Consider the following 23430-nt stretch of genomic DNA (forward strand, 5'->3'; position numbering starts at 1 on the left):
TGATGTTGTTTTGAGAGGATAGTAGGGTATATTGTCACCACCTGTAGGAACGTTGCTCTCTGGTTGCAGTCGATCCGGATTACGCAAATTAAATGCATAAAAGCCAAAATTGCGCGACTCCGCATTCTTGATGAGTGAGGATTGTAATCATTGAATTTGTGAATTAAGGTCGCCGCCGCGGAGCAATAGACACTTAGCTAATCATATAATAAGGAGTTTAGGATGAAAGTCGCAGTCCTCGGCGCTGCTGGTGGTATCGGTCAGGCGCTGGCATTACTTTTAAAAAACCAACTGCCTTCAGGTTCAGAACTCTCCCTGTACGACATCGCTCCAGTGACTCCCGGTGTGGCCGTTGATTTGAGCCACATCCCCACCGCTGTAAAAATCAAAGGTTTCTCCGGTGAAGACGCAACCCCGGCGCTTGAAGGCGCTGACGTAGTACTGATTTCTGCGGGTGTGGCGCGTAAGCCGGGTATGGACCGTTCCGACCTGTTTAACGTTAACGCTGGCATCGTGAAAAACCTGGTGCAGCAGATCGCTAAAACCTGCCCGAAAGCGTGCGTGGGCATTATCACCAACCCGGTGAACACCACCGTTGCGATTGCGGCGGAAGTGCTGAAAAAAGCAGGCGTATACGACAAAAACAAACTGTTTGGCGTTACCACGCTGGATATCATCCGCTCTAATACCTTTGTCGCAGAGCTGAAAGGTAAGCTGCCAACGGAAGTTGAAGTTCCGGTGATTGGCGGACACTCCGGCGTGACGATTCTGCCGCTGCTGTCGCAGATTCCAGGCGTAAGTTTTACCGAACAAGAAGCGGCCGAGCTGACTAAACGTATTCAGAACGCCGGTACTGAAGTCGTCGAGGCGAAAGCCGGCGGCGGATCGGCAACCCTCTCTATGGGCCAGGCTGCCGCGCGTTTCGGTCTTTCTCTGGTTCGCGCTCTGCAGGGCGAAAAAGGCGTGGTGGAATGCGCCTATGTGGAAGGCGACGGTCAGTATGCCCGTTTCTTCTCTCAGCCGCTGCTGCTGGGTAAAAACGGTGTAGAAGAGCGTAAATCCATCGGCACACTGAGCGCTTTCGAGCAACATTCGCTGGACGCTATGCTGGATACGCTGAAAAAAGATATTCAGTTGGGTGAAGATTTTATTAATAAATAAGCTGTTCCTGCCCGATGCCGGGGCTTTTGCTCCGGCTTCTTTGACTGTAAACAAGCCACGAAATCAAGTACTAAATCTGCTAAACTCCTCACGTCTTATCGGTTATTAACGAGAACGTCGTGAAAAAGATCCAAAGAACGCAAACCCGCGATCACATTACGCAAATGCTTCGCTATGAAATTCTTTCCGGCAATATAAAAGCGGGAGAAGAACTCGCGCAGGAAAGTATTGCGGAGCAGCTTGGTCTTTCACGAATGCCGGTTCGAGAAGCGCTACAGTCACTCGAACAGGAAGGTTTTTTAATCCGACTGCCCAACAGGCACATGCAGGTCGCGCATCTTGAGGCCGATCGCGTGAGTCATATTTTTCGCGTAATTGCCGCGATGGCCGCCGAAATGTTTTCGCTGATACCCAGCGAAGTAGGCGATGCCCTCCTGATACGTGCGCAAGCGCTGGCTGTCGCAGAAGACAAATCCTGCGAACTGGAGTGTCATGCGATGCTGATTTCTTATGTGAATAACCGCTATCTGGAAAAGGTGTATCAGCAGTTCCTGGACGGTTATGTCTCTTATGTTATTTTGCATCTGAAAAAAGATAATCAGGAGTCGGCGCAGCTTTTCGCTGAACTGGCTGACGTCATACGCCAGGGGCGGCGTGATGAGATTGGGCAAGTTATGCAGCGTTATTTCCTCTCTTTAGCAGAAATAATGCGTCAACATATGAAGGATTGGGAAAGTGCAGAAGCCTAAGTTAGGGAAGATTAAGCTTCTTTCAGCGAAAGAACAGGTCGCGGCAGTGCTGCGTAAAGCGATTCTTTCGAGGGAGTTAGTAGAAGGGCAGGAGATTACGTTAGAAGGCATTGCCAGAATGGTCGGCGTGTCCAGTATGCCAGTGCGCGAGGCGTTTCAGATTCTGGCGGCGGATGGGCTGATAAAAGTGCGCCCTAATAAAGGGGCGGTGGTGTTGGGCATCAATGAACAAACGATCCGTGAACACTATGAAATTCGCGCGCTGTTAGAAAGTGAGGCGGTGGCTAAAGCTTCTCGTCCTGGCACCGATATCTCGCGGATAGCCCAGGTGCATTATGCCGCTGAAAAGGCTCTCGCGGAAAATAACTCGGCGGAATACTCCGACCTGAATCAGGCATTTCATATGGAAATATGGAATGTTGCTGGCAACGAAAAAATGAAAATGTTGCTCTGTAATATGTGGAACGGCCTGTCGATGGGCCATAAGGTCACCGAAGAAGAGTATGCCGTGATTTCCATTCAGGAACATAAAAGTATTCTGCAAGCTCTTGAACTTCATGATGAAACATTGGCACGCCAGCGCATGCGCGAACACATTATTCGCTCAATGGAGAATATGCTGACCCGCTATGTTGGTGACCCTTCTGCCTGATCTTTTCGCCTGCGTGAGCATCGCAGGCGCTTCAACCAATTCTTCAATTCTATTAATCACGTCCAGTAACGATCTAACCACGATCTTGATGTAGATCCCACTCCTGCATCTTTCCTGAGAAACGATTTGACTTAGTTTTTGTATGGGAATAATTTCTCCCTGTCAACATTGGATACAATATCATATATCATTGATTGGATAATTATAAATATGGAACCCATTACCCTTACCTTATGTTTATTGGTGTTCGCTATCGTCATGTTTGTATGGGAAAAAGTGCCACTTGCCGTCACTTCCATGATTGTCTGCGTGGCCTTAGTGATCACCGGCGTTCTGAATATCAAACAGGCCTTTGCTGGCTTTATCGACACTAACGTTATCCTCTTTGTCGCGATGTTCATCGTGGGCGGTGCGTTGTTCGAGACCGGTATGGCAAACAAAGTGGGCGGCGTCATCACGCGCTTCGCGAAAACAGAAAAACAGCTGATCTTCACCATTATGGTGGTGGTGGGTTTGATGTCTGGCGTCCTCTCTAACACCGGTACCGCTGCGGTTTTGATTCCGGTGGTGATCGGCGTGGCGGCAAAATCGGGCTTCTCGCGTTCTCGTCTACTGATGCCGCTGGTTTTCGCCGCTGCGTTGGGCGGTAACCTGTCGTTAATTGGCGCGCCGGGAAATCTTATCGCGCAGTCTGCGCTACAGAATATTGGCGGCGGCTTTGGCTTTTTTGAATACGCAAAAATCGGTCTCCCGATGCTCATCTGCGGCATTCTCTACTTCCTGACTATTGGCTATCGCTTTCTGCCGAATAATGCGACCGGCGGTGAGGTGGGGAGCGTCGGGGAGCAACGTGACTACAGCCATGTTCCACAGTGGAAACAACGGCTCTCACTGGTGGTGTTGATCGCAACGATCCTCGGCATGATCTTTGAGAAGAAGATCGGTGTCAGCCTGGCCGTGACCGGTTGTATTGGCGCTCTTGTGCTGGTAGTTACCGGCGTACTCACGGAAAAACAGGCCTATAAAGCCATTGATTCACAGACTATTTTTATCTTTGGCGGCACCCTGGCGCTGGCAAAAGCGCTGGAAATGACCGGGGCAGGCAAGCTGGTTGCGGACTATGTAATCGGCATGCTGGGGCAAAACTCTTCACCGTTCATGTTGCTGATCGCCGTTTTCGCCTTATCCGTTGTGATGACCAACTTTATGTCCAATACCGCAACGACAGCGCTATTGGTGCCGGTGAGTTTGTCCATTGCCGCAGGTATGGGGGCCGACCCGCGTGCGGTTCTGATGGCGACGGTCATTGGCGGTTCCTGCGCCTACGCAACCCCTATCGGTATGCCTGCCAACATGATGGTGCTCTCCGCGGGTGGCTATAAATTTGTCGACTACGCTAAGGCCGGTATCCCCCTGATTATCGTTTCAACCATTGTCAGCTTGATCCTGCTGCCAATCCTTTTCCCTTTTCATCCGTAATTAACGGAAGCTGTTCTGACTAAGGAGCATTTATGAGCAAAAGTGAACAGATATCCCATATGACCGACGTTATGGCCAAGTTTGTGGGATATACCGGCAAAGTTTTGCCTGATGATGTCACTGCAAAACTGGAAGATTTGCATAAGAAAGAGACCAGTAAACTGGCCGACGTCATCTTTACTACCATGATTGAGAACCAGCGTCTGGCGAAAGAGCTGGATCGACCTTCCTGCCAGGACACCGGTGTCATTCAGTTTCTGGTGGAGTGCGGGACGAACTTTCCGCTGATTGGCGAGCTGGAAGCGTTGTTGCGTGAGGCGGTGATCAAAGCAACTGTCGATTCTCCGCTGCGCCACAACAGCGTAGAAACTTTTGATGAATACAACACCGGTAAAAACGTGGGTAAAGGTACGCCGACGGTCTTCTGGGAGATCGTTCCCAATTCCGATCAGTGCAGCATTTATACCTATATGGCGGGCGGCGGTTGTTCCCTGCCGGGGAAAGCGATGGTGCTGATGCCGGGTGCAGGCTATGAAGGTGTGACCCGCTTTGTACTGGATGTGATGACCAGCTACGGCCTCAACGCGTGTCCGCCGCTGCTGGTTGGCGTGGGCGTAGCGACCTCTGTTGAAACGGCGGCACTGCTATCGAAAAAAGCGCTGATGCGTCCGATCGGTTCGCATAACGAGAATGAGCGTGCAGCCTCGCTGGAAAAAATGCTGGAAGAAGGCATTAACAAAATTGGCCTGGGGCCGCAGGGGATGTCCGGTAATACCTCCGTTATGGGCGTGAACATTGAAAACACCGCGCGTCATCCTTCTACCATCGGCGTGGCGGTAAACGTCGGCTGCTGGTCGCACCGTAAAGGGCATATCGTTTTCGATAAAGATTTGAATTACACCATTACGTCTCACAGCGGAGTGAATTTCTGATGACTAAAAAAATCCTGACTACGCCAATTAAAGATGAAGATTTAGCGGATATTAAGGCTGGCGATATTATTTATCTCAATGGTCATATTGTTACCTGCCGTGACGTAGCCCATCGCCGTTTAATTGAAGGTGGTCGCGAGCTTCCGGTAGATGTTCGCGGCGGCGCTATTTTACACGCTGGCCCCATTGTCCGCCCAATTAAAGGCGAAGACGATAAGTTTGAAATGGTCTCCGTTGGACCAACCACCAGCATGCGTATGGAGAAATTCGAAAAAGAATTTATTGCGCAGACCGGCGTGAAATTAATTGTGGGTAAAGGCGGTATGGGTAAAGGTACCGAAGAGGGCTGTGCTGAACACAAAGCGCTGCACTGCGTATTCCCTGCCGGTTGTGCGGTTGTAGCCGCCGTGTGCGTGGAAGAAATTGAAGATGCCCAATGGCGCGATCTGGGGATGCCGGAAACTCTGTGGCTCTGTCGGGTTAAAGAGTTTGGCCCGCTGATTGTTTCTATTGATACCCATGGGAATAATCTGTTTGAACAGAACAAAATTATTTTTAATCAGCGTAAAGAGATCGTCGCTGATGAAATATGCCAGAACGTAAGTTTCATCAAATAAACCTGATTACGTAAATTGCACGATAATGGTGGTAATACGTTATGACGATAATAATAACCAAGGGCTCTGGCCGGGGGCGGCTCAGGGAAATCCACTCTTATTATTTCATCGTCATAAATAGCCCCATTATCGTGCCTCCTGCCTGAAGGCTATTTTATGACTAATGCAGCTCTGCTATTAGGTGAAGGCTTCACCCTGATGTTCCTCGGCATGGGGTTCGTGCTGGCGTTTCTGTTCCTGCTGATTTTCGCCATCCGCGGCATGTCTGCCGTGATTACTCGCTTCTTCCCGGAACCAGTCGCCGCGCCCGCACCGCGCGCCGTTCCCGTCGTGGACGACTTCACCCGCTTAAAGCCGGTGATTGCCGCCGCCATTCACCATCACCGCCTTAACGCTTAATTCCCGGAGGGATCCATGACCATTGCCATTACCGACGTCGTCCTGCGTGACGCCCACCAGTCCCTGTTCGCCACCCGCCTGCGCCTTGATGACATGCTGCCGATTGCCGCCGCGCTCGATGACGTGGGCTACGGCTCGCTGGAGTGCTGGGGCGGCGCCACCTTTGACGCCTGTATCCGCTTTCTCGGCGAAGACCCGTGGCTGCGCCTGCGCGAGCTTAAAAAGGCCATGCCGAAGACTCCCCTGCAGATGCTGCTGCGCGGCCAGAACCTGCTCGGCTACCGCCATTACGCCGATGATGTGGTGGAACGCTTCGTTGAGCGGGCGGTGAAAAACGGCATGGACGTGTTCCGCGTCTTCGATGCCATGAACGACCCGCGCAATATGAAGGCCGCCCTGCAGGCGGTGCGCAGCCACGGCGCGCACGCCCAGGGCACGCTGAGCTATACCACCAGCCCGGCGCACACCCTGCAGACCTGGCTGGATTTAACCGAACAGTTGTTAGAGACCGGCGTCGATTCCATCGCCATCAAGGATATGTCCGGCATTCTCACGCCGATGGCGGCGTATGAGCTGGTGAGCGAAATCAAAAAACGCTATGACGTGCGCCTGCACCTGCACTGCCATGCCACCACCGGGATGGCGGAGATGGCGCTGCTGAAGGCCATCGAGGCGGGCGTCGACGGCGTGGACACGGCGATTTCCTCCATGAGCGCCACCTACGGCCACCCGGCCACCGAAGCGCTGGTGGCGACGTTGGCAGGTACTGAGCACGACACCGGGCTGGATATCCTGAAGCTGGAAAATATCGCCGCGTACTTCCGCGAGGTGCGCAAAAAGTATCACGCCTTTGAAGGCCAGCTGAAGGGCTACGACAGCCGTATTCTGGTGGCGCAGGTGCCGGGCGGAATGCTCGCCAACCTCGAAAGCCAGCTGAAGCAGCAGAACGCGGCGGACAAACTCGACCAGGTGCTGGCGGAAATCCCCCGCGTGCGCGAGGACCTCGGCTTTATCCCGCTGGTGACCCCGACCTCGCAGATTGTCGGCACCCAGGCGGTGCTCAATGTCCTGACCGGCGAGCGCTACAAAACCATTGCCAAAGAAACGGCGGGCATTCTGAAAGGCGAATACGGCCACACCCCGGTGCCGGTGAACGCCGCGTTACAGGCCCGCGTGCTGGAAGGGGGCGCTCCGGTGACCTGCCGCCCGGCGGACCTGCTGAAGCCGGAACTGGCTGAACTGGAAGCGGACGTCAGGCGCCAGGCGCAGGAGAAGGGCATTCAGCTTGCGGGAAACGCCATCGACGACGTGCTCACCGTGGCGCTGTTCCCGCAGATTGGCCTCAAATTCCTCGAAAACCGCCACAACCCGGCGGCGTTTGAGCCGGTACCGCAGGCGGAAGCCGCGCAGCCGGTGGCAAAAGCAGAGAAGCCTGCCGCCTCCGGTATCTACACCGTGGAAGTGGAAGGCAAAGCCTTTGTGGTGAAGGTCAGCGACGGCGGCGATATCAGCCAGCTGACGGCGGCTTCGTCTGCGCCGGTTCAGGCGGCATCCCCGGTTGCCCCGGCAGGCGCCGGCACCCCGGTCACCGCGCCGCTGGCGGGCAACATCTGGAAGGTGATTGCCACCGAGGGCCAGAGCGTGGCCGAAGGCGACGTGCTGCTGATTCTGGAAGCCATGAAGATGGAAACCGAAATCCGCGCCGCGCAGGCCGGGACGGTACGCGGTATCGCGGTGAAGTCCGGGGACGCGGTCTCCGTGGGCGACACCCTGATGACGCTGGCGTAACGGAGAACTGAAATGGAAAGTCTGAACGCCCTGCTTCAGGGCATGGGGCTGATGCACCTTGGCGCAGGCCAGGCCATCATGCTGCTGGTCAGCCTGCTGCTGCTGTGGCTGGCGATTGCGAAGAAGTTCGAACCGTTACTGCTGCTGCCGATTGGCTTCGGCGGCCTGCTCTCCAATATCCCGGAAGCGGGTATGGCGCTGACCGCGCTGGAGAGCCTGCTGGCGCACCACGACGCCGGGCAACTGGCGGTGATTGCCGCGAAGCTCAACTGCGCGCCGGACGTGCACGCCATTAAAGAGGCATTAGCGCTGGCGCTGCCGTCGGTGCAGAGCCAGATGGAGAACCTGGCGGTGGACATGGGCTACACGCCGGGGGTGCTGGCGCTGTTCTATAAAGTGGCGATTGGCTCCGGTGTCGCGCCGCTGGTCATCTTTATGGGCGTGGGCGCGATGACCGACTTCGGCCCGCTGCTGGCCAACCCGCGCACCCTGCTGCTGGGGGCGGCGGCGCAGTTCGGCATCTTCGCCACCGTGCTGGGGGCGCTGACGCTGAACTACTTCGGCCTGATTTCCTTCACCCTGCCGCAGGCGGCGGCAATCGGCATTATCGGCGGCGCGGACGGCCCGACGGCGATTTATCTGTCGGGCAAGCTGGCCCCGGAGCTGCTGGGGGCCATCGCGGTGGCGGCGTACTCGTATATGGCGCTGGTGCCGTTAATCCAGCCGCCGATTATGCGCGCGCTGACCAGCGAGAAAGAGCGCAAAATCCGCATGGTGCAGCTGCGCACGGTGAGTAAGCGGGAAAAAATCCTCTTCCCGGTGGTGCTGTTACTACTGGTGGCCCTGCTGCTGCCGGACGCCGCGCCGCTGCTGGGGATGTTCTGCTTTGGCAACCTGATGCGTGAAAGCGGCGTGGTGGAGCGTCTGAGCGACACGGTACAGAACGGGCTGATTAATATCGTGACCATCTTCCTCGGGCTGTCGGTGGGCGCGAAGCTGGTGGCGGATAAGTTTTTGCAGCCGCAGACGCTGGGCATTCTGCTGCTGGGTGTGATTGCGTTCGGGATTGGGACGGCGGCCGGGGTGCTGATGGCGAAGCTGATGAACCTGTGCAGTAAGAACAAAATCAACCCGCTTATCGGTTCGGCGGGGGTGTCGGCGGTGCCGATGGCGGCACGCGTATCGAACAAGGTGGGCCTGGAGTCGGACCCGCAGAACTTCCTGCTGATGCACGCGATGGGCCCGAACGTGGCGGGGGTTATCGGTTCGGCCATTGCCGCGGGCGTGATGCTGAAGTACGTGCTGGCAATGTAATCCAATCTAATCGGGAGCAGTGATTCTGCTCCCGCAAAATGAGGACACAGTAATGAGTGAAATGGTTGCGTTTCGGCAAGGTACATCCATGCCATCCAGAGAAACCATCTTGCGTTATGTTGTTGAGACGGTGAATCAGATAACTGAGCTTGAGCCAGCACTGCATTTGCTGCCGTGGTCTGGCGTCAACTCAGCAATATATGAGCAACGTTTTGCACAGTGTTACGACGAGGGGCTTTGTGCCGCACAGACGTCGGCACCGAATGTTCCGCAGGGGATTCTGCCATCGACCGATTGGGCTCAGGGTATCGGGTTACTCTGTTTTGCCGCAGGGTATATGAGCGCAGGCGAGCGGCCATTAACACACAATCAGTTATGCGATTTCGTCAAACAGGCGGCTGTTGGTTTATCGCCGATTGAGGGGGAGGCGGCGAGCGGTTTCTCGACGGTACGTAGTATTGCATTACCCGTATTCAGGCGATTACAACGCGATGGTCACGCGTCTCGGATCCTGCTGTTACAAACGTTGCTGCATCTGGTTGCCTGGAAAAGCGCATCGCAGTATGCGCGTCAACAGGCGCAACGACTGCTCTGGATGGGCGGCATTTTGGGGGAAGGGGGGGAGCATAGCCTGCTTGTACTGGATAAGGCGCTGCGTGAAGAAGCCGTCGGGGAGAAAAGTCTCCCCGCTCTGCTGATCTTCACGAGTTTCCTGGCGCATTTTCCGGCAGGGCCAGTCTTTATTGACTAGTCGTCGAACGACGCGGGCAAAAGCCGCGTCGTTTTAGTTCGACGCCGGGTATTCCTGCACCGTCACCTGGAACGTGAGCTGCTTATCATCCCGCATTACCACGACCGGAATGACGGAGCCCGGGCGGATTTCCGCCACCTGATCCATCGTCTCCAGCGCGGACACAGCGGGTTTATTATTGACCGAAATAATCAAATCATTAACCTGAATACCGGCAAGCGCGGCGGGGCCGTTTGGCGTCACTTCATTAACGACAATGCCCTGAATCGGGTCCATGCCGCTACCCTGCTGCGCGTGCAGCGGCGCGATTTCTCGTCCGCCAATACCGATATAGCCGCGAATCACGCGACCGTCGCGGATAAGCTTATCCATAATTTTCGTGGCTAGCTGGAAGGGAATCGCAAAACCAAGGCCTTCCGGCGTTTCGCCATCGTTACTCTTATCAAAAGAGAGGGTGTTGATCCCCATCAGTTCGCCTAACGAGTTGACCAGCGCGCCGCCGGAATTACCGTGGTTAATCGAGGCGTCGGTCTGGAGAAAATTCTGTCGCCCCGTCGGGTTCAGGCCGATACGACCCGTTGCGCTGATGATCCCCTGGGTGATGGTCTGTCCCAGATTATATGGGTTGCCGATAGCCAGTACGACGTCGCCAATATGCGGTGTACGCTTTGTATTAATCGGGATGGTAGGCAGCCCGCCAGTGGCGTTGATCTTCAGCACCGCCAGATCGGTAAGCGAATCGGAGCCAACCAGTAGCGCTTCAAAGACGCGGCCATCCTGTAGCGCGACGATAATCTGATCGGCATCGTTAATCACGTGCTTGTTGGTAATAATATAACCGCGTTGATCCATGATCACGCCGGAACCTAGCGTGCGGATCTCCAGTTGATTATGCGCGGTACTGTTCATACTGCGGTTATAGACGTTGACGACGGCAGGCGCGGCGCGGCGAACCGCAAAATTATAACTGGCTGGCGTCTCATCGGTACTGTCGAATTGCGGGACGGCGATAGGATTAATTTTGCGCAAAGAAGGCATGACGGCCAACAGAATAGCGCCGACAATTAAACCTATTGCGACCGAACGTAAGAGCTTCACAAACATGATGGAGGCGTCGTTAAAAAAGGGAACGGCAGCAGCATACCATGAGTTAACCGGACATCACATCGCAGGCTGATGCCCGGTTTAAGACAGGATTAGCGCAGCAATAGATAAATGTTCTCGTTGCCGCGTACTACCTGAAGAGCAATGATGGACGGTTTTGCCGCCATCACTTTGCGCATTTCGGCGATAGAACTGATGCGATCGCGGTTAACGCCGATGATAACATCATCTTTTTGCAAACCGGCCTGCGCGGCAGGACTGCTTTTTTCGACGCTATCAACCTTAACGCCTTTCGTCCCGTCTTTCAGCTGGCCGTCGCTCAACGTCGCGCCTTGCAACGCCGGGGCGATCATTTCGGCGCTGGCGGAAGAAGAGGTATTGGAATCCAGCGTGACTTCCACCTCCAGCGGCTTACCATCGCGCAGCAGGCCCAGCTTCACTTTCGTGCCCGGTTCGGTGGTGGCGATACGCGAACGCAGTTCGGCAAAGCTATTCAGCGGCTTACCGTTAAGACTGATAATCACGTCTCCGGATTTCACCCCGGCCTTCGCCGAACCTGAATTGGGTAAAACCTCGCTGACAAAAGCGCCACGCTGAACGTTCAGTTTGAATGCCTTAGCGATATCAGCGGTCATTTCAGTGCCTTTAATTCCCAGCAATCCGCGTTTGATTTCGCCGAACTGAATCAACTGCTGCGCCAGCGTCTGCGCCATATTGGAAGGAATAGCAAAGCCAATGCCGATGCTCCCGCCCCCTGGCGCGAGGATCGCGGTATTAATCCCGATCAGCTCGCCGTTCAGGTTAAGCAGCGCGCCGCCGGAGTTGCCGCGGTTAATAGAGGCATCGGTTTGAATAAAGTTCTCAAGCCCTTCCAGATTAAGCCCGCTGCGTCCCAGCGCTGAAATAATCCCGGAGGTGGCGGTTTGTCCTAGACCAAACGGATTACCGACCGCCACGGCGAAATCGCCGACGCGGAGTTTGTCGGAATCGGCGATGGCAATTTGCGTTAACTTGCTGGGATTCTGAATTTGTAACAGAGCGATATCGCTCTGGTCGTCGCCGCCGATCAGCTTCGCGTCGAATTCGCGTCCGTCATTCAGTTGAATACTGATCTTCTGTGCCTGATTAATCACATGATTATTGGTTAATACATAGCCTTTCGCGGCATCGATAATCACCCCCGAACCGAGTCCTTCAAACGGCTGGGACGGCTGGTCTGGCAGATCCTCGCCAAAGAATTTTTTAAACTCCTCCGGCACTTTTTGGCTCTGGGCGGCGGTTCCCTCGACTTTTACGCTGACGACAGCAGGCAGCACTTTCTCCAGCATAGGGGAAAGGCTTGGCAGCGTCGCCTGGCCTGGCACCTGGCCTGGTATCGATGCAAGGGCTGGAAACGGCGCCGAAAGAGTTAACCCGACACTTAACGCTAATGCACTTAACAGCTGGGTGTGTTTTTTCATGGATGCTGCTCTCGTACCTTGAATGAACGGATAGACAATTCAAAACAGATTGATGTTATTGAATTTTCAGCCTGGTAACAATGATAATAGCTGGGACAGGAAAGATAGAGAGAGGGCGCAAGCGATGCGCCCGATAAATTTCTTAACGGCGTGCGATTAATCGCGCTTTGCGCCGCTACGTAACAGGCCAGACGCGCCTTCAGAATAATCACGTGGCATTTGTACTGGCGCCTGATCGTTGCTCGCCTCAGACTCCGCCAGACGGTTACGGAACGGATTCGACTCCGCAGACATTTCCGGCAGCAGGCTGCTGGAGCTTTTCGCCATATGCTGATACAGCTGGCGGTAATCATGCGCCATGGTATCCAGCAGTTCCGCGCTGCGGGCAAAGTGGCTAACTAGCTCTTCACGGTACTCTTCCAGCTCAGCTTTGTTTTTTTCCAGTTCGTACTGCAATGCCTGCTGTTGACGTAACTTACGATTACCAAAACGCATGGCCACGGCACCAATGATGATACCGACGACTAATCCAATTAGCGCATATTCCCAGGTCATGAACATCTCCCGTTGTCTTATGTTTCCGTAGGGTGTTGGCTCCAGGCTCCATGCCCGCGCCTGATTATGCCACTATAACCGCTAATTCCGTAGAAGTGGAATCCCGACAGCATATCGCGTAGTGTAGAACGGCCTTTTTTTCGTCAGCCGTGAACGACGGCACATCGATTTTCAAGGAATAACAATAACATTATGCAAAGCCTTTCCCCTACATCGCGTTATCTCCAGGCACTCAACGAAGGCACCCATCAGCCTGACGACGTACAGAAAGAGGCGGTCGACCGTCTGGAAACCCTTTATCAGGCGCTCACCGCGAAAAAATCGTCGGCTACGCCACCCGGCGGACTGATAGCGCGACTGGGGAAATTATTAGGCAAAAACGAACCGGACGCGCAAATACCGGTTCGCGGGCTGTATATGTGGGGGGGCGTGGGTCGCGGCAAAACCTGGCTCATGGATCTCTTCTACCACAGCCTGCCGGGTGAGCGAAAATTACGCCTGCATTTTCATCGGTTTATGCTGCGCGTGCATGAAGAACTTACCGCGCTACAGGGACAGATCGATCCGTTAGACATTATTGCCGATCGGTTTAAAACCGAGACGGACGTACTGTGTTTCGATGAGTTTTTCGTCACCGATATTACCGACGCCATGCTGCTGGGCGGTTTAATGAAAGCGCTGTTTGCACGCGGCATTACGCTGGTCGCGACCTCCAATATTCCGCCGGATGAACTCTACCGCAACGGTTTGCAACGCGCCCGCTTCCTGCCGGCTATCGATGCCATTAAACAGCACTGCGACATTATGAATGTGGACGCCGGCGTCGATTACCGGCTGCGGACGCTGACGCAGGCCCATTTATGGCTAACGCCGCTTAATGATGAAACCCGGCGGCAAATGGATAAACTGTGGCTGGCGTTAGCGGGGGCCGCGCGCGAGCACGCTCCGACGCTGGAAATCAATCATCGCTCTTTATCCACCCTGGGCGTTGAAAACCAAACGCTAGCGGTCTCTTTCGCTACGCTGTGCGTCGAGGCCCGCAGCCAGCATGATTACATTGCGCTCTCAAGGTTATTTCACACGGTTCTGCTGTTTGACGTGCCGGTCATGACGCCGCTGATGGAGAACGAAGCGCGCCGCTTTATTGCGCTGGTGGATGAGTTTTACGAGCGCCACGTTAAGCTGGTGGTCAGCGCCGCCGCACCGTTATATGAAATTTATCAGGGGGAACAGCTCAAGTTTGAATTTCAGCGCTGTCTGTCACGCCTGCAAGAGATGCAGAGTGCGGAGTACCTCAAGCGGGAGCATATGCCGTAAGCCGGACAAGCGCAGCGCCCCGGCATTATGCGGTATTATATCTGTGCAACCTCCCCGACCGAGGGTGAACCAGGCCTGAACAAAACCCGCGGCAAATCGCAAAAAGGGGTCGATCTTTGACCTGGACTTCTCTATAATCCTGCGACCCCACGTTACAAGAGAGTTTTTTCCCAAACTTTCTCTGTGCCGGCCAAACATATCCGAGGGGGTAGGTTTACCGGACTTTGTCGTGTGAACCTCAACTATTTAAAACGTTTGGGTGTTCACCAACGTGTAACTTATTTATTTGGGTAAGCTTTTAATGAAAACTTTTACAGCTAAACCAGAAACCGTAAAACGCGACTGGTATGTTGTTGACGCGACCGGTAAAACTCTGGGCCGTCTGGCTACTGAACTGGCTCGTCGCCTGCGCGGTAAGCACAAAGCGGAATACACTCCGCACGTAGATACTGGTGATTACATCATCGTTCTGAACGCTGACAAAGTTGCTGTAACCGGCAACAAGCGTACTGACAAAGTGTACTATCACCACACCGGCCACATCGGTGGTATCAAACAAGCGACCTTTGAAGAGATGATTGCCCGCCGTCCTGAGCGTGTGATTGAAATCGCGGTTAAAGGCATGCTGCCAAAAGGCCCGCTGGGTCGTGCTATGTTCCGTAAACTGAAAGTTTACGCGGGCAACGAGCACAACCACGCGGCACAGCAACCGCAAGTTCTTGACATCTAATCGGGATTATAGGCAATGGCTGAAAATCAATACTACGGCACTGGTCGCCGCAAAAGTTCCGCAGCTCGCGTGTTCATCAAACCGGGCAACGGTAAAATCGTTATCAACCAACGTTCTCTGGAACAGTACTTCGGTCGTGAAACTGCCCGCATGGTAGTTCGTCAGCCGCTGGAACTGGTCGACATGGTTGAGAAACTGGATCTGTACATCACTGTTAAAGGTGGTGGTATCTCTGGTCAGGCTGGTGCGATCCGTCACGGTATCACCCGCGCTCTGATGGAGTACGACGAGTCCCTGCGTGGCGAACTGCGTAAAGCTGGCTTCGTTACTCGTGACGCTCGTCAGGTTGAACGTAAGAAAGTCGGCCTGCGTAAAGCACGTCGTCGTCCGCAGTTCTCCAAACGTTAATGGGGTTCTGCTTCGGCAGACAACTGTTAGCGAAAAAACCCGCTTCGGCGGGTTTTTTTATGGCTAAAGTCCGAATCCAGTCTCTTTTCCTCCCTATCTTTAGCATTATTCTCATCTTATTCATCTTTCATGCACGCTCAGAGAAAAGGAAGTCGCAGTGGGATTTTTTAACTCATTGTTTACTAAGAAAGAGTCGTTAATGCTGTCGAATAAATGGGAATTCTTTATAACAACGGTGGATGACCATGTTACGGGTATACGTGTGGATATCGGCGCCATTCAGGATGAAAAATTTGATCGCCTTATCCATACCGGGTTCTTACGTGTTCATTACACCAACTGTTATGAAAATGGTTTACCGCAGCCCGATGAAACACAGCGTTTAAATCGTATAGAGGACTGGCTTGATGAAAAGGGGAAGACGTTTCCGATCTGGCTGGTGGGTGTGGTTACCCAACAAGGCTGGCGCGATTTTGTGTTCATGTCGGAAGAGGATCTTAACTGGGAAAAGACGCTGGATAAATTGCTCGCTGGTGGCCCGGAAATCTCTTTTAGTTATAGAGAGAGTCACAATGATAAAGGAAACTTTTACCGCCAGTTCTTGTATCCAACCCGATACGACTGGAACTGGATACACGATTCCCGTGTGTGCCGGGGATTACAGGAACAAGGTGATGATCTGACGCTTCCGCGCGCTATTGATTATTATGCGACATTGCCTACAGAGGTCGCAGCGCGCGACTTGGCGCAAGATATTGCTGCATTACCGTATGGCATAACGCTGGTCAGTATTCGAATGAATGACCCGCAACAGGGGTTTATGGCGTCTTTTATCAGCACCGATGCTCCGCAACAATGGCATATGACAGAAATCACTTGCCAGCTTACCGATCTGGCTGAAAAACATGGCGGCAGTTTTGATGGCTGGGGCGCACCGGTAGTACAGGCATAACAGGCGAAAGACAATATCTCAGGTGGGGCGAGCATTTCAGACCAGGAATATCTCTTTTTCCTCATTTCCAGAATCGACTCACCACAAAGGTCACAAAATCTGGTAAACTATCATCCAATTTTCTGCCCAAATAGCGGGGAATGTTCATTTTTTGTCTCGTTTCTGAGCAATGATGGCTTTTTTCGCCCTGGGTGACATAACATCTGGCTGGTCACATTGTGGCTGGTAGCAGTAAAAATTCTGAATATACCTGGAGGTTTTCATGGCTGTCGCTGCCAACAAACGTTCGGTAATGACGCTGTTTTCTGGTCCTACTGACATCTATAGCCATCAGGTCCGCATTGTGTTGGCTGAAAAGGGTGTTAGTTTTGAGATCGAACATGTGGAAAAGGACAATCCACCTCAGGATCTGATTGACCTCAACCCGAATCAAAGCGTTCCGACACTGGTGGATCGTGAGCTGACCCTGTGGGAATCTCGCATCATTATGGAATATCTGGATGAGCGTTTCCCTCATCCGCCGCTGATGCCGGTTTATCCGGTCGCGCGCGGTGAAAGCCGTCTGTACATGCACCGTATTGAAAAAGACTGGTATACGCTGATGAACGTCATCGTAAACGGGTCTGCTTCCGAGGCCGACTCTGCGCGTAAACAACTGCGTGAAGAGCTGCTGGCGATTGCGCCGGTATTTGGTCAGAAACCGTATTTCCTGAGCGACGAATTCAGCCTGGTTGATTGCTACCTGGCGCCTCTCTTGTGGCGTTTACCGCAGTTGGGTATTGAATTCAGCGGCGCAGGGGCGAAAGAGCTGAAAGGCTATATGACCCGCGTCTTTGAACGTGATTCTTTCCTGGCTTCTTTAACCGAAGCTGAACGTGAAATGCGCCTCGGTCGGGGTTAACCTGTATGGATTTGTCACAGTTGACGCCGCGTCGTCCCTATCTGTTGCGTGCTTTCTACGAGTGGTTGCTGGATAACCAGTTGACTCCGCATCTGGTGGTGGATGTGATGCTGCCTGGCGTGCATGTCCCTATGGAATATGCGCGCGATGGGCAAATCGTCCTCAATATTGCGCCGCGGGCGGTAGGTAATCTGGAGCTGTCTAATGATGAAGTGCGTTTTAATGCGCGCTTCGGCGGCGTTCCCCGTCAGGTTTCTGTGCCTTTGGCTGCGGTGCTGGCGATTTACGCCCGTGAAAACGGCGCAGGCACCATGTTTGAGCCTGAAGCCGCCTATGATGAAGACGTTGTCAGCTTAAATGATGATGACAATACCGCAGGCGCGGAAAGCGAGACCGTGATGTCCGTCATTGATGGCGATAAGCCCGACCACGATGACGACAGTAGTCCTGATGACGAGCCGCCTCCGCCGCGTGGCGGACGTCCGGCACTGCGCGTAGTAAAATAATCAACAGGCCCTGAAGGGCCTGTTTTGTTTGGCCTCCTCGCGGGTTCACCCTGCTTTTGAAGCTGTGTTACGATAAGCTTGCTATTATTTGCCACCGACCACTCATGAATGGACGTTATGAACGCATTTGATTCGCAAGCAGAAGATTCACCGACATCCCTCGGGCGTAGTTTGCGCCGCCGCCCGCTGGCGCGTAAAAAACTGTCTGAAATGGTTGAGGAAGAGCTGGAGCAGATGATCCGCCGTCATGAGTTTGGCGAGGGAGAACAGCTACCGTCTGAACGTGAATTAATGGCCTTCTTCAATGTGGGACGTCCCTCCGTGCGTGAAGCGTTAGCTGCGCTGAAGCGTAAAGGTCTGGTGCAAATCAATAACGGCGAACGCGCCCGCGTCTCGCGCCCCTCTGCTGATACCATCATCAGCGAACTGTCGGGTATGGCGAAAGATTTTCTTACTCATCCTGGCGGCATCGCTCACTTTGAACAGCTACGGCTTTTCTTTGAATCCAGCCTGGTACGCTATGCGGCGGAACATGCCACCGACGAGCAGATCGCGTTGTTAACGAAAGCGCTGGAAATTAATAGCCAGTCGCTGGATGACAACGCGCTGTTTATTCGTTCGGATGTCGAGTTTCACCGGGTGTTGGCTGAAATTCCCGGCAATCCGATCTTTATGGCTATTCATGTTGCTCTGCTGGACTGGCTAATCGCCGCTCGCCCAAGCGTTCCCGATCGTGAGCTGCATGAACATAATAACGTGAGTTATCAACAGCATATTGTGATTGTTGATGCCATTCGCCAGCGAGATCCCGATAAAGCGGATCGCGCTCTGCAAACCCACCTCAATAGCGTTTCCGCTACCTGGCACGCACTCGGTAAAAAAAGTCAAAAAATGCGGTAGCGATCGCACCTCCGATCCCGGTTTAGTGAAGCAGATCGCACTATAAGCGTTCTGTATTATTTGCTGCTTATTTGATCTGGTATAACAGGTATAAAGGTAGGTAGTTAATATATTCATCATCCGTAGAGGTAGGTATGGCAAAAGCATTGCAAGGCGTAATGGCGGCGTTGTTGACCCCATTTGATCATCAGCAGCAACTGGATAGCGAAAGCCTGCGCCGTCTGGTGCGTTTTAACATTGGGCAGGGTATCGACGGGCTGTACGTTGGCGGTTCCACCGGGGAAGCATTCGTACAGAGCCTTGCTGAAAGAGAGCAGGTACTGGAGATTGTCGCCGAAGAGGCGAAGGGAAAAATCACGTTGATCGCCCATGTCGGGACAGTAAGCACCGCAGAAAGCCAGCAGCTTGCCAGCGCCGCAAAGCGTTACGGTTTTGATGCGGTCTCTGCGGTGACGCCTTTTTATTACCCTTTCAGTTTTGAAGAGCACTGTGACCATTATCGGGCAATCATTGATTCCGCAGATGGATTGCCGATGGTGGTATACAACATTCCGGCGTTAAGCGGCGTAAAACTTACCCTCGATCAGATCAATACGCTGGTGACATTACCGGGCGTGAGCGCGCTGAAGCAAACCTCCGGCGATCTCTTCCAGATGGAGCAGATCCGCCGCGCGCATCCGGATCTGGTGCTGTACAACGGTTATGACGAAATCTTCGCTTCCGGTCTGCTGGCGGGCGCGGACGGCGGTATCGGCAGCACATACAACATTATGGGCTGGCGTTATCAGGGGATTGTTCAGGCATTACGTGAGGGCGATGTGGCGAAAGCGCAGCGCCTGCAAACCGAGTGCAATAAGGTTATTGATTTACTGATTAAAACCGGCGTATTCCGCGGCCTGAAAACGGTCCTGCATTATATGGACGTGCTATCGGTGCCGCTGTGTCGTAAACCGTTTGCGCCTGTTGATGAAAAATACCTGCCGGCGCTCAAGGCGCTGGCTCAACAACTGATGGAAGAAAAGGCGTAACAGCATAATGCCGGGGGCGCTACGCTTGCCCGGCCTACAACAGTGCGAACAGTAGGCCGGATAAGGCGGAGCCGCCATTCGGCATAACGACAACAAAAATCGTCGGGAGAGTAAAATGAGTACTTCTACCCAGAACATCCCGTGGTATCGCCATCTCAACCGGGCGCAGTGGCGGGCATTTTCCGCTGCCTGGCTGGGATATCTGCTTGATGGTTTTGATTTTGTGTTGATTGCTCTTGTACTGACTGAGGTACAAAGCGAATTTGGGCTGACGACGGTACAGGCGGCAAGCCTGATTTCTGCGGCTTTTATCTCTCGCTGGTTCGGCGGGTTATTACTGGGCGCGATGGGCGATCGCTATGGGCGTCGTCTGGCGATGGTCAGCAGCATCATTCTGTTTTCGGTGGGAACCCTGGCATGCGGGTTTGCGCCCGGTTACACCACCATGTTCATCGCCCGACTGGTGATTGGTATGGGCATGGCGGGCGAATATGGTTCCAGCGCGACCTATGTGATTGAAAGCTGGCCAAAACATTTACGCAATAAAGCCAGCGGTTTTCTGATTTCCGGCTTCTCCGTCGGCGCGGTCGTTGCCGCGCAGGTGTACAGCCTGGTGGTGCCTGTCTGGGGCTGGCGCGCGCTGTTTTTCATTGGCATTTTGCCAATTATCTTCGCTCTCTGGCTGCGGAAAAACATTCCGGAAGCGGAAGACTGGAAAGAGAAACACGCGGGTAAAGCGCCGGTACGCACGATGGTCGACATTCTTTATCGGGGCGAGCATCGCATCATCAACATTTTAATGACTTTCGCCGCCGCCGCTGCGCTGTGGTTCTGTTTTGCCGGTAACCTACAAAATGCTGCGATTGTGGCGGGGCTGGGACTACTGTGCGCGGTTATCTTTATCAGCTTTATGGTGCAGAGCAGCGGTAAACGCTGGCCCACTGGCGTCATGCTGATGCTGGTGGTACTGTTTGCTTTCCTCTATTCCTGGCCGATTCAGGCGCTATTACCCACTTATCTGAAAACCGAGCTGGCCTACGATCCGCATACGGTGGCGAATGTCCTGTTCTTTAGCGGATTTGGCGCGGCGGTTGGTTGCTGCGTAGGCGGTTTTCTTGGCGACTGGCTGGGAACGCGTAAAGCATATGTCTGTAGCCTGCTGGCCTCGCAAATCCTCATTATTCCGGTCTTTGCGATTGGCGGCACAAACGTCTGGGTTCTGGGTCTGCTACTGTTTTTCCAACAGATGTTGGGGCAGGGGATTGCCGGGATTCTACCGAAACTGATCGGCGGTTACTTCGATACCGATCAGCGCGCGGCGGGGCTGGGCTTTACTTATAACGTCGGCGCGCTCGGCGGCGCGCTGGCGCCGATCCTGGGAGCGCTGATCGCTCAACGTCTGGATTTGGGCACTGCGCTGGCATCGCTCTCTTTCAGCCTGACGTTTGTCGTGATCCTGCTTATTGGGCTTGATATGCCGTCTCGCGTACAGCGTTGGCTACGTCCGGAAGCGTTACGCACCCACGATGCTATTGACGACAAACCGTTCAGCGGAGCCGTACCGCTTGGCAGTGGTAAAGGTGCCTTTGTAAAAACGAAAAGTTAATCCGCTTGCCCGGTTTTCAACCGGGCAATATTTGTAAGGGAGTAGTATGTCGTTACTTGAACAACTGGATAAAAATATTGCCGCTTCTGGCGGCCTGATTGTCTCCTGCCAGCCCGTTCCGGGCAGTCCGCTGGATAAGCCGGAGATTGTAGCGGCAATGGCGTTGGCAGCGGAACAGGCGGGCGCGGTTGCGGTGCGTATTGAAGGCATAGACAACCTGCGTATGACCCGCTCGCTCGTTTCGGTACCCATTATCGGCATTATCAAACGCGATCTGGACGACTCTCCAGTGCGCATTACCCCTTTTCTCGACGATGTAGATGCGCTGGCACAGGCCGGAGCAGCTATTATCGCCGTTGATGGAACCGCTCGGCAACGGCCGGTAGCCGTTGAGGCGTTGTTGGCGCGCATTCATCACCACCATCTACTGGCGATGGCCGACTGCTCATCCGTGGACGATGGTCTCGCCTGTCAACGGTTGGGCGCGGACATTATCGGCACGACAATGTCCGGCTACACCACCCCCGATACGCCGGAGGAACCCGATCTGCCCTTAGTCAAAGCGTTGCATGACGCCGGATGCCGGGTAATAGCCGAAGGGCGCTATAACTCGCCAGCACTGGCAGCGGAGGCGATCCGCTATGGCGCATGGGCGGTGACGGTGGGGTCCGCCATTACCCGTCTGGAACATATCTGTGGATGGTATAACGACGCATTAAAAAAGGCGGCGTCATGACTACGTTAGCAATCGATATTGGCGGTACTAAACTTGCCGCCGCGCTCATCGACAAAAACTTGCGCATTAGCCAGCGTCGCGAGCTACCGACCCCCGCGAGCAAAACGCCGGATGCGTTACGTGAAGCATTAAAGGCGCTGGTTGAACCACTACGGGCAGAGGCGCGTCAGGTAGCGATAGCTTCTACCGGGATCATTCAGGAAGGGATGCTGCTGGCGCTAAACCCCCATAATCTGGGCGGATTGCTACACTTTCCGTTAGTACAAACACTGGAAACGATCGCTGGCCTGCCGACGCTGGCGGTGAACGACGCGCAGGCGGCGGCCTGGGCGGAGTATCACGCGCTCCCTGATGATATCCGCGATATGGTATTTATCACCGTTTCAACCGGCGTTGGCGGCGGCGTTGTCTGCGACGGCAAGCTCCTTACCGGAAAAGGCGGTCTGGCCGGGCACCTGGGACACACCCTGGCGGACCCACACGGGCCCGTATGCGGCTGTGGACGCGTTGGCTGCGTAGAGGCCATCGCCTCTGGACGAGGGATGGCCGCGGCGGCGCGGGACGATCTGGCGGGATGCGACGCCAAAACCCTATTTATTCGCGCTGGCGAAGGTCATCAGCAGGCGCGACATCTGGTAAGCCAATCCGCGCAGGTAATAGCGCGAATGATCGCCGATGTGAAAGCGACTACCGACTGCCAGTGTGTGGTCATTGGCGGCAGCGTAGGGTTAGCTGAGGGATACCTGGAGCAGGTTCGCGCGTTTTTGATGCAAGAGCCTGCGCCTTATCACGTGGCGCTGAGCGCCGCTCGCTATCGGCATGACGCAGGATTATTAGGCGCTGCGTTGTTAGCTCAAGGAGACACATTATGATGATGGGGGAAGTACAGTCGTTGCCTTCTTGCGGGTTGCATCCGCGATTGTTGGATGCCTTGACTCTCGCGCTGGCGGCAAGGCCGCAGGAGAAAGCGCCGGGGCGCTATGAATTGCAGGGCGACAATGTCTTTATGAATGTAATGCAGTTAACGACGCAAATGCCGGCCGAGAAGAAAGCGGAATTGCATGAACAATACATTGATATTCAGCTACTACTAACCGGCGTCGAGCGTATTGCGTTTGGGATGTCCGGTGCCGCTCGCCAGTGCGAGGAGATGCACGTTGAAGAGGATTACCAGCTTTGTAGTCAAATTGTCGACGAGCAGACTATTACGCTGCAAGCGGGGATGTTTGCTGTGTTTATGCCAGGAGAACCGCATAAACCGGGATGTGCAGTGGGTGAGCCGGATGACATCAAGAAAGTGGTAGTGAAAGTACGCGCCAGTCTGCTGGCGGCCTGAATCTCTTGCCGGAGCAGTCTTCCGAACGCAGCCCCTTACGGGCTGCGTG

25 protein-coding genes are annotated in these 23430 nt (G+C 54.1%); 22 read left to right on the forward strand and 3 right to left on the reverse strand.

Annotation, left to right across the window (positions count from 1 at the left end; all coding sequences use genetic code 11):
• Positions 1-222 precede the first annotated feature (222 nt).
• From mdh to J1G48_RS02450, 10 genes are all read left to right on the forward strand, one after another.
• On the forward strand, positions 223-1161 hold the full coding sequence (gene mdh, locus J1G48_RS02405) for a malate dehydrogenase (RefSeq protein ID WP_000861586.1): 939 nt from the start codon (positions 223-225) through the stop codon (positions 1159-1161).
• 119 nt (positions 1162-1280) lie between these two features.
• Positions 1281-1910, forward strand: coding sequence for a GntR family transcriptional regulator (locus tag J1G48_RS02410; RefSeq protein ID WP_000723776.1), 630 nt, complete (start codon positions 1281-1283; stop codon positions 1908-1910).
• Positions 1897-2562 carry a GntR family transcriptional regulator gene (locus J1G48_RS02415; protein WP_001171585.1) on the forward strand — a complete coding sequence of 222 codons (666 nt, stop codon included), beginning with the start codon at positions 1897-1899 and terminating at the stop codon, positions 2560-2562. The genes J1G48_RS02410 and J1G48_RS02415 overlap by 14 nt, the downstream gene beginning before the upstream one ends.
• 210 nt (positions 2563-2772) lie before the next feature.
• The gene (locus tag J1G48_RS02420) at positions 2773-4041 is read left to right on the forward strand and encodes an SLC13 family permease (protein ID WP_000433393.1); all 1269 of its coding nucleotides are present in this window, start codon (positions 2773-2775) and stop codon (positions 4039-4041) included.
• A gap of 32 nt (positions 4042-4073) precedes the next feature.
• Entirely contained in the window at positions 4074-4973 is a 900-nt protein-coding gene (gene ttdA, locus J1G48_RS02425) for a L(+)-tartrate dehydratase subunit alpha (RefSeq protein WP_000045350.1), read from the forward strand.
• Positions 4973-5590 carry a L(+)-tartrate dehydratase subunit beta gene (gene ttdB, locus J1G48_RS02430; RefSeq protein WP_000162404.1) on the forward strand — a complete coding sequence of 206 codons (618 nt, stop codon included), beginning with the start codon at positions 4973-4975 and terminating at the stop codon, positions 5588-5590. Before ttdA ends, ttdB begins: the two co-directional genes overlap by 1 nt.
• 156 nt (positions 5591-5746) lie before the next feature.
• Positions 5747-5989: an oxaloacetate decarboxylase subunit gamma gene (locus J1G48_RS02435; RefSeq protein ID WP_000180123.1), complete on the forward strand. Its 243-nt coding sequence runs from the start codon at positions 5747-5749 to the stop codon at positions 5987-5989.
• A gap of 15 nt (positions 5990-6004) precedes the next feature.
• Positions 6005-7777 carry a sodium-extruding oxaloacetate decarboxylase subunit alpha gene (gene oadA / locus J1G48_RS02440; protein WP_000150436.1) on the forward strand — a complete coding sequence of 591 codons (1773 nt, stop codon included), beginning with the start codon at positions 6005-6007 and terminating at the stop codon, positions 7775-7777.
• A 12-nt stretch (positions 7778-7789) separates the two neighbouring features.
• On the forward strand, positions 7790-9091 hold the full coding sequence (locus J1G48_RS02445; protein WP_000444887.1) for an oxalacetate decarboxylase subunit beta: 1302 nt from the start codon (positions 7790-7792) through the stop codon (positions 9089-9091).
• 19 nt (positions 9092-9110) lie between these two features.
• On the forward strand, positions 9111-9842 hold the full coding sequence (locus tag J1G48_RS02450) for a triphosphoribosyl-dephospho-CoA synthase (RefSeq protein ID WP_000602034.1): 732 nt from the start codon (positions 9111-9113) through the stop codon (positions 9840-9842).
• 33 nt (positions 9843-9875) lie between these two features.
• Here the strand turns inward: J1G48_RS02450 and degS are convergent, their stop codons facing one another.
• The 3 genes from degS to zapG form a co-directional block, all read right to left on the reverse strand.
• A complete protein-coding gene (gene degS / locus J1G48_RS02455) occupies positions 9876-10946 on the reverse strand; it encodes an outer membrane-stress sensor serine endopeptidase DegS (protein ID WP_000497705.1) in 1071 nt (356 codons plus the stop codon).
• Positions 10947-11038: 92 nt separating this feature from the next.
• A complete protein-coding gene (degQ, locus tag J1G48_RS02460) occupies positions 11039-12406 on the reverse strand; it encodes a serine endoprotease DegQ (RefSeq protein WP_119795181.1) in 1368 nt (455 codons plus the stop codon).
• A gap of 156 nt (positions 12407-12562) precedes the next feature.
• Entirely contained in the window at positions 12563-12961 is a 399-nt protein-coding gene (zapG, locus tag J1G48_RS02465; protein ID WP_001519074.1) for a Z-ring associated protein ZapG, read from the reverse strand.
• A 192-nt stretch (positions 12962-13153) separates the two neighbouring features.
• On the opposite strand from zapG, the gene zapE reads away from it, so the two are divergent.
• From zapE to nanQ, 12 genes are all read left to right on the forward strand, one after another.
• On the forward strand, positions 13154-14278 hold the full coding sequence (gene zapE / locus J1G48_RS02470) for a cell division protein ZapE (protein WP_001191221.1): 1125 nt from the start codon (positions 13154-13156) through the stop codon (positions 14276-14278).
• Positions 14279-14579: 301 nt separating this feature from the next.
• Positions 14580-15008, forward strand: coding sequence for a 50S ribosomal protein L13 (rplM, locus tag J1G48_RS02475; RefSeq protein WP_000847559.1), 429 nt, complete (start codon positions 14580-14582; stop codon positions 15006-15008).
• A 15-nt stretch (positions 15009-15023) separates the two neighbouring features.
• Positions 15024-15416, forward strand: coding sequence for a 30S ribosomal protein S9 (gene rpsI / locus J1G48_RS02480; protein WP_000829815.1), 393 nt, complete (start codon positions 15024-15026; stop codon positions 15414-15416).
• Between the two features lie 199 nt (positions 15417-15615).
• Positions 15616-16368, forward strand: a complete 753-nt coding sequence (locus J1G48_RS02485) for a DUF695 domain-containing protein (RefSeq protein WP_000950539.1) — start codon at positions 15616-15618, stop codon at positions 16366-16368.
• A gap of 262 nt (positions 16369-16630) precedes the next feature.
• Positions 16631-17269, forward strand: a complete 639-nt coding sequence (gene sspA / locus J1G48_RS02490) for a stringent starvation protein SspA (RefSeq protein ID WP_000257298.1) — start codon at positions 16631-16633, stop codon at positions 17267-17269.
• Positions 17270-17274: 5 nt separating this feature from the next.
• Positions 17275-17775, forward strand: coding sequence for a ClpXP protease specificity-enhancing factor (sspB, locus tag J1G48_RS02495; RefSeq protein ID WP_000366112.1), 501 nt, complete (start codon positions 17275-17277; stop codon positions 17773-17775).
• Positions 17776-17883: 108 nt separating this feature from the next.
• Positions 17884-18675 (forward strand): transcriptional regulator NanR, encoded by a 792-nt coding sequence (nanR, locus tag J1G48_RS02500; protein WP_000382926.1) that lies wholly within the window; start codon positions 17884-17886, stop codon positions 18673-18675.
• A 134-nt stretch (positions 18676-18809) separates the two neighbouring features.
• Positions 18810-19703 (forward strand): N-acetylneuraminate lyase, encoded by an 894-nt coding sequence (nanA, locus tag J1G48_RS02505; protein WP_001029665.1) that lies wholly within the window; start codon positions 18810-18812, stop codon positions 19701-19703.
• Between the two features lie 115 nt (positions 19704-19818).
• A complete protein-coding gene (gene nanT / locus J1G48_RS02510) occupies positions 19819-21309 on the forward strand; it encodes a sialic acid transporter NanT (RefSeq protein ID WP_000108071.1) in 1491 nt (496 codons plus the stop codon).
• A 46-nt stretch (positions 21310-21355) separates the two neighbouring features.
• Entirely contained in the window at positions 21356-22045 is a 690-nt protein-coding gene (locus J1G48_RS02515; protein WP_000054439.1) for an N-acetylmannosamine-6-phosphate 2-epimerase, read from the forward strand.
• Positions 22042-22917, forward strand: coding sequence for an N-acetylmannosamine kinase (nanK, locus tag J1G48_RS02520; RefSeq protein ID WP_000208970.1), 876 nt, complete (start codon positions 22042-22044; stop codon positions 22915-22917). Before J1G48_RS02515 ends, nanK begins: the two co-directional genes overlap by 4 nt.
• Positions 22914-23381 (forward strand): N-acetylneuraminate anomerase, encoded by a 468-nt coding sequence (gene nanQ / locus J1G48_RS02525; protein ID WP_000979905.1) that lies wholly within the window; start codon positions 22914-22916, stop codon positions 23379-23381. The genes nanK and nanQ overlap by 4 nt, the downstream gene beginning before the upstream one ends.
• Positions 23382-23430: the final 49 nt, after the last annotated feature.

The sequence above is a fragment of the Salmonella sp. SAL-020 genome (assembly GCF_017372215.1).
GTDB classification, from domain to species: domain Bacteria; phylum Pseudomonadota; class Gammaproteobacteria; order Enterobacterales; family Enterobacteriaceae; genus Salmonella; species Salmonella enterica.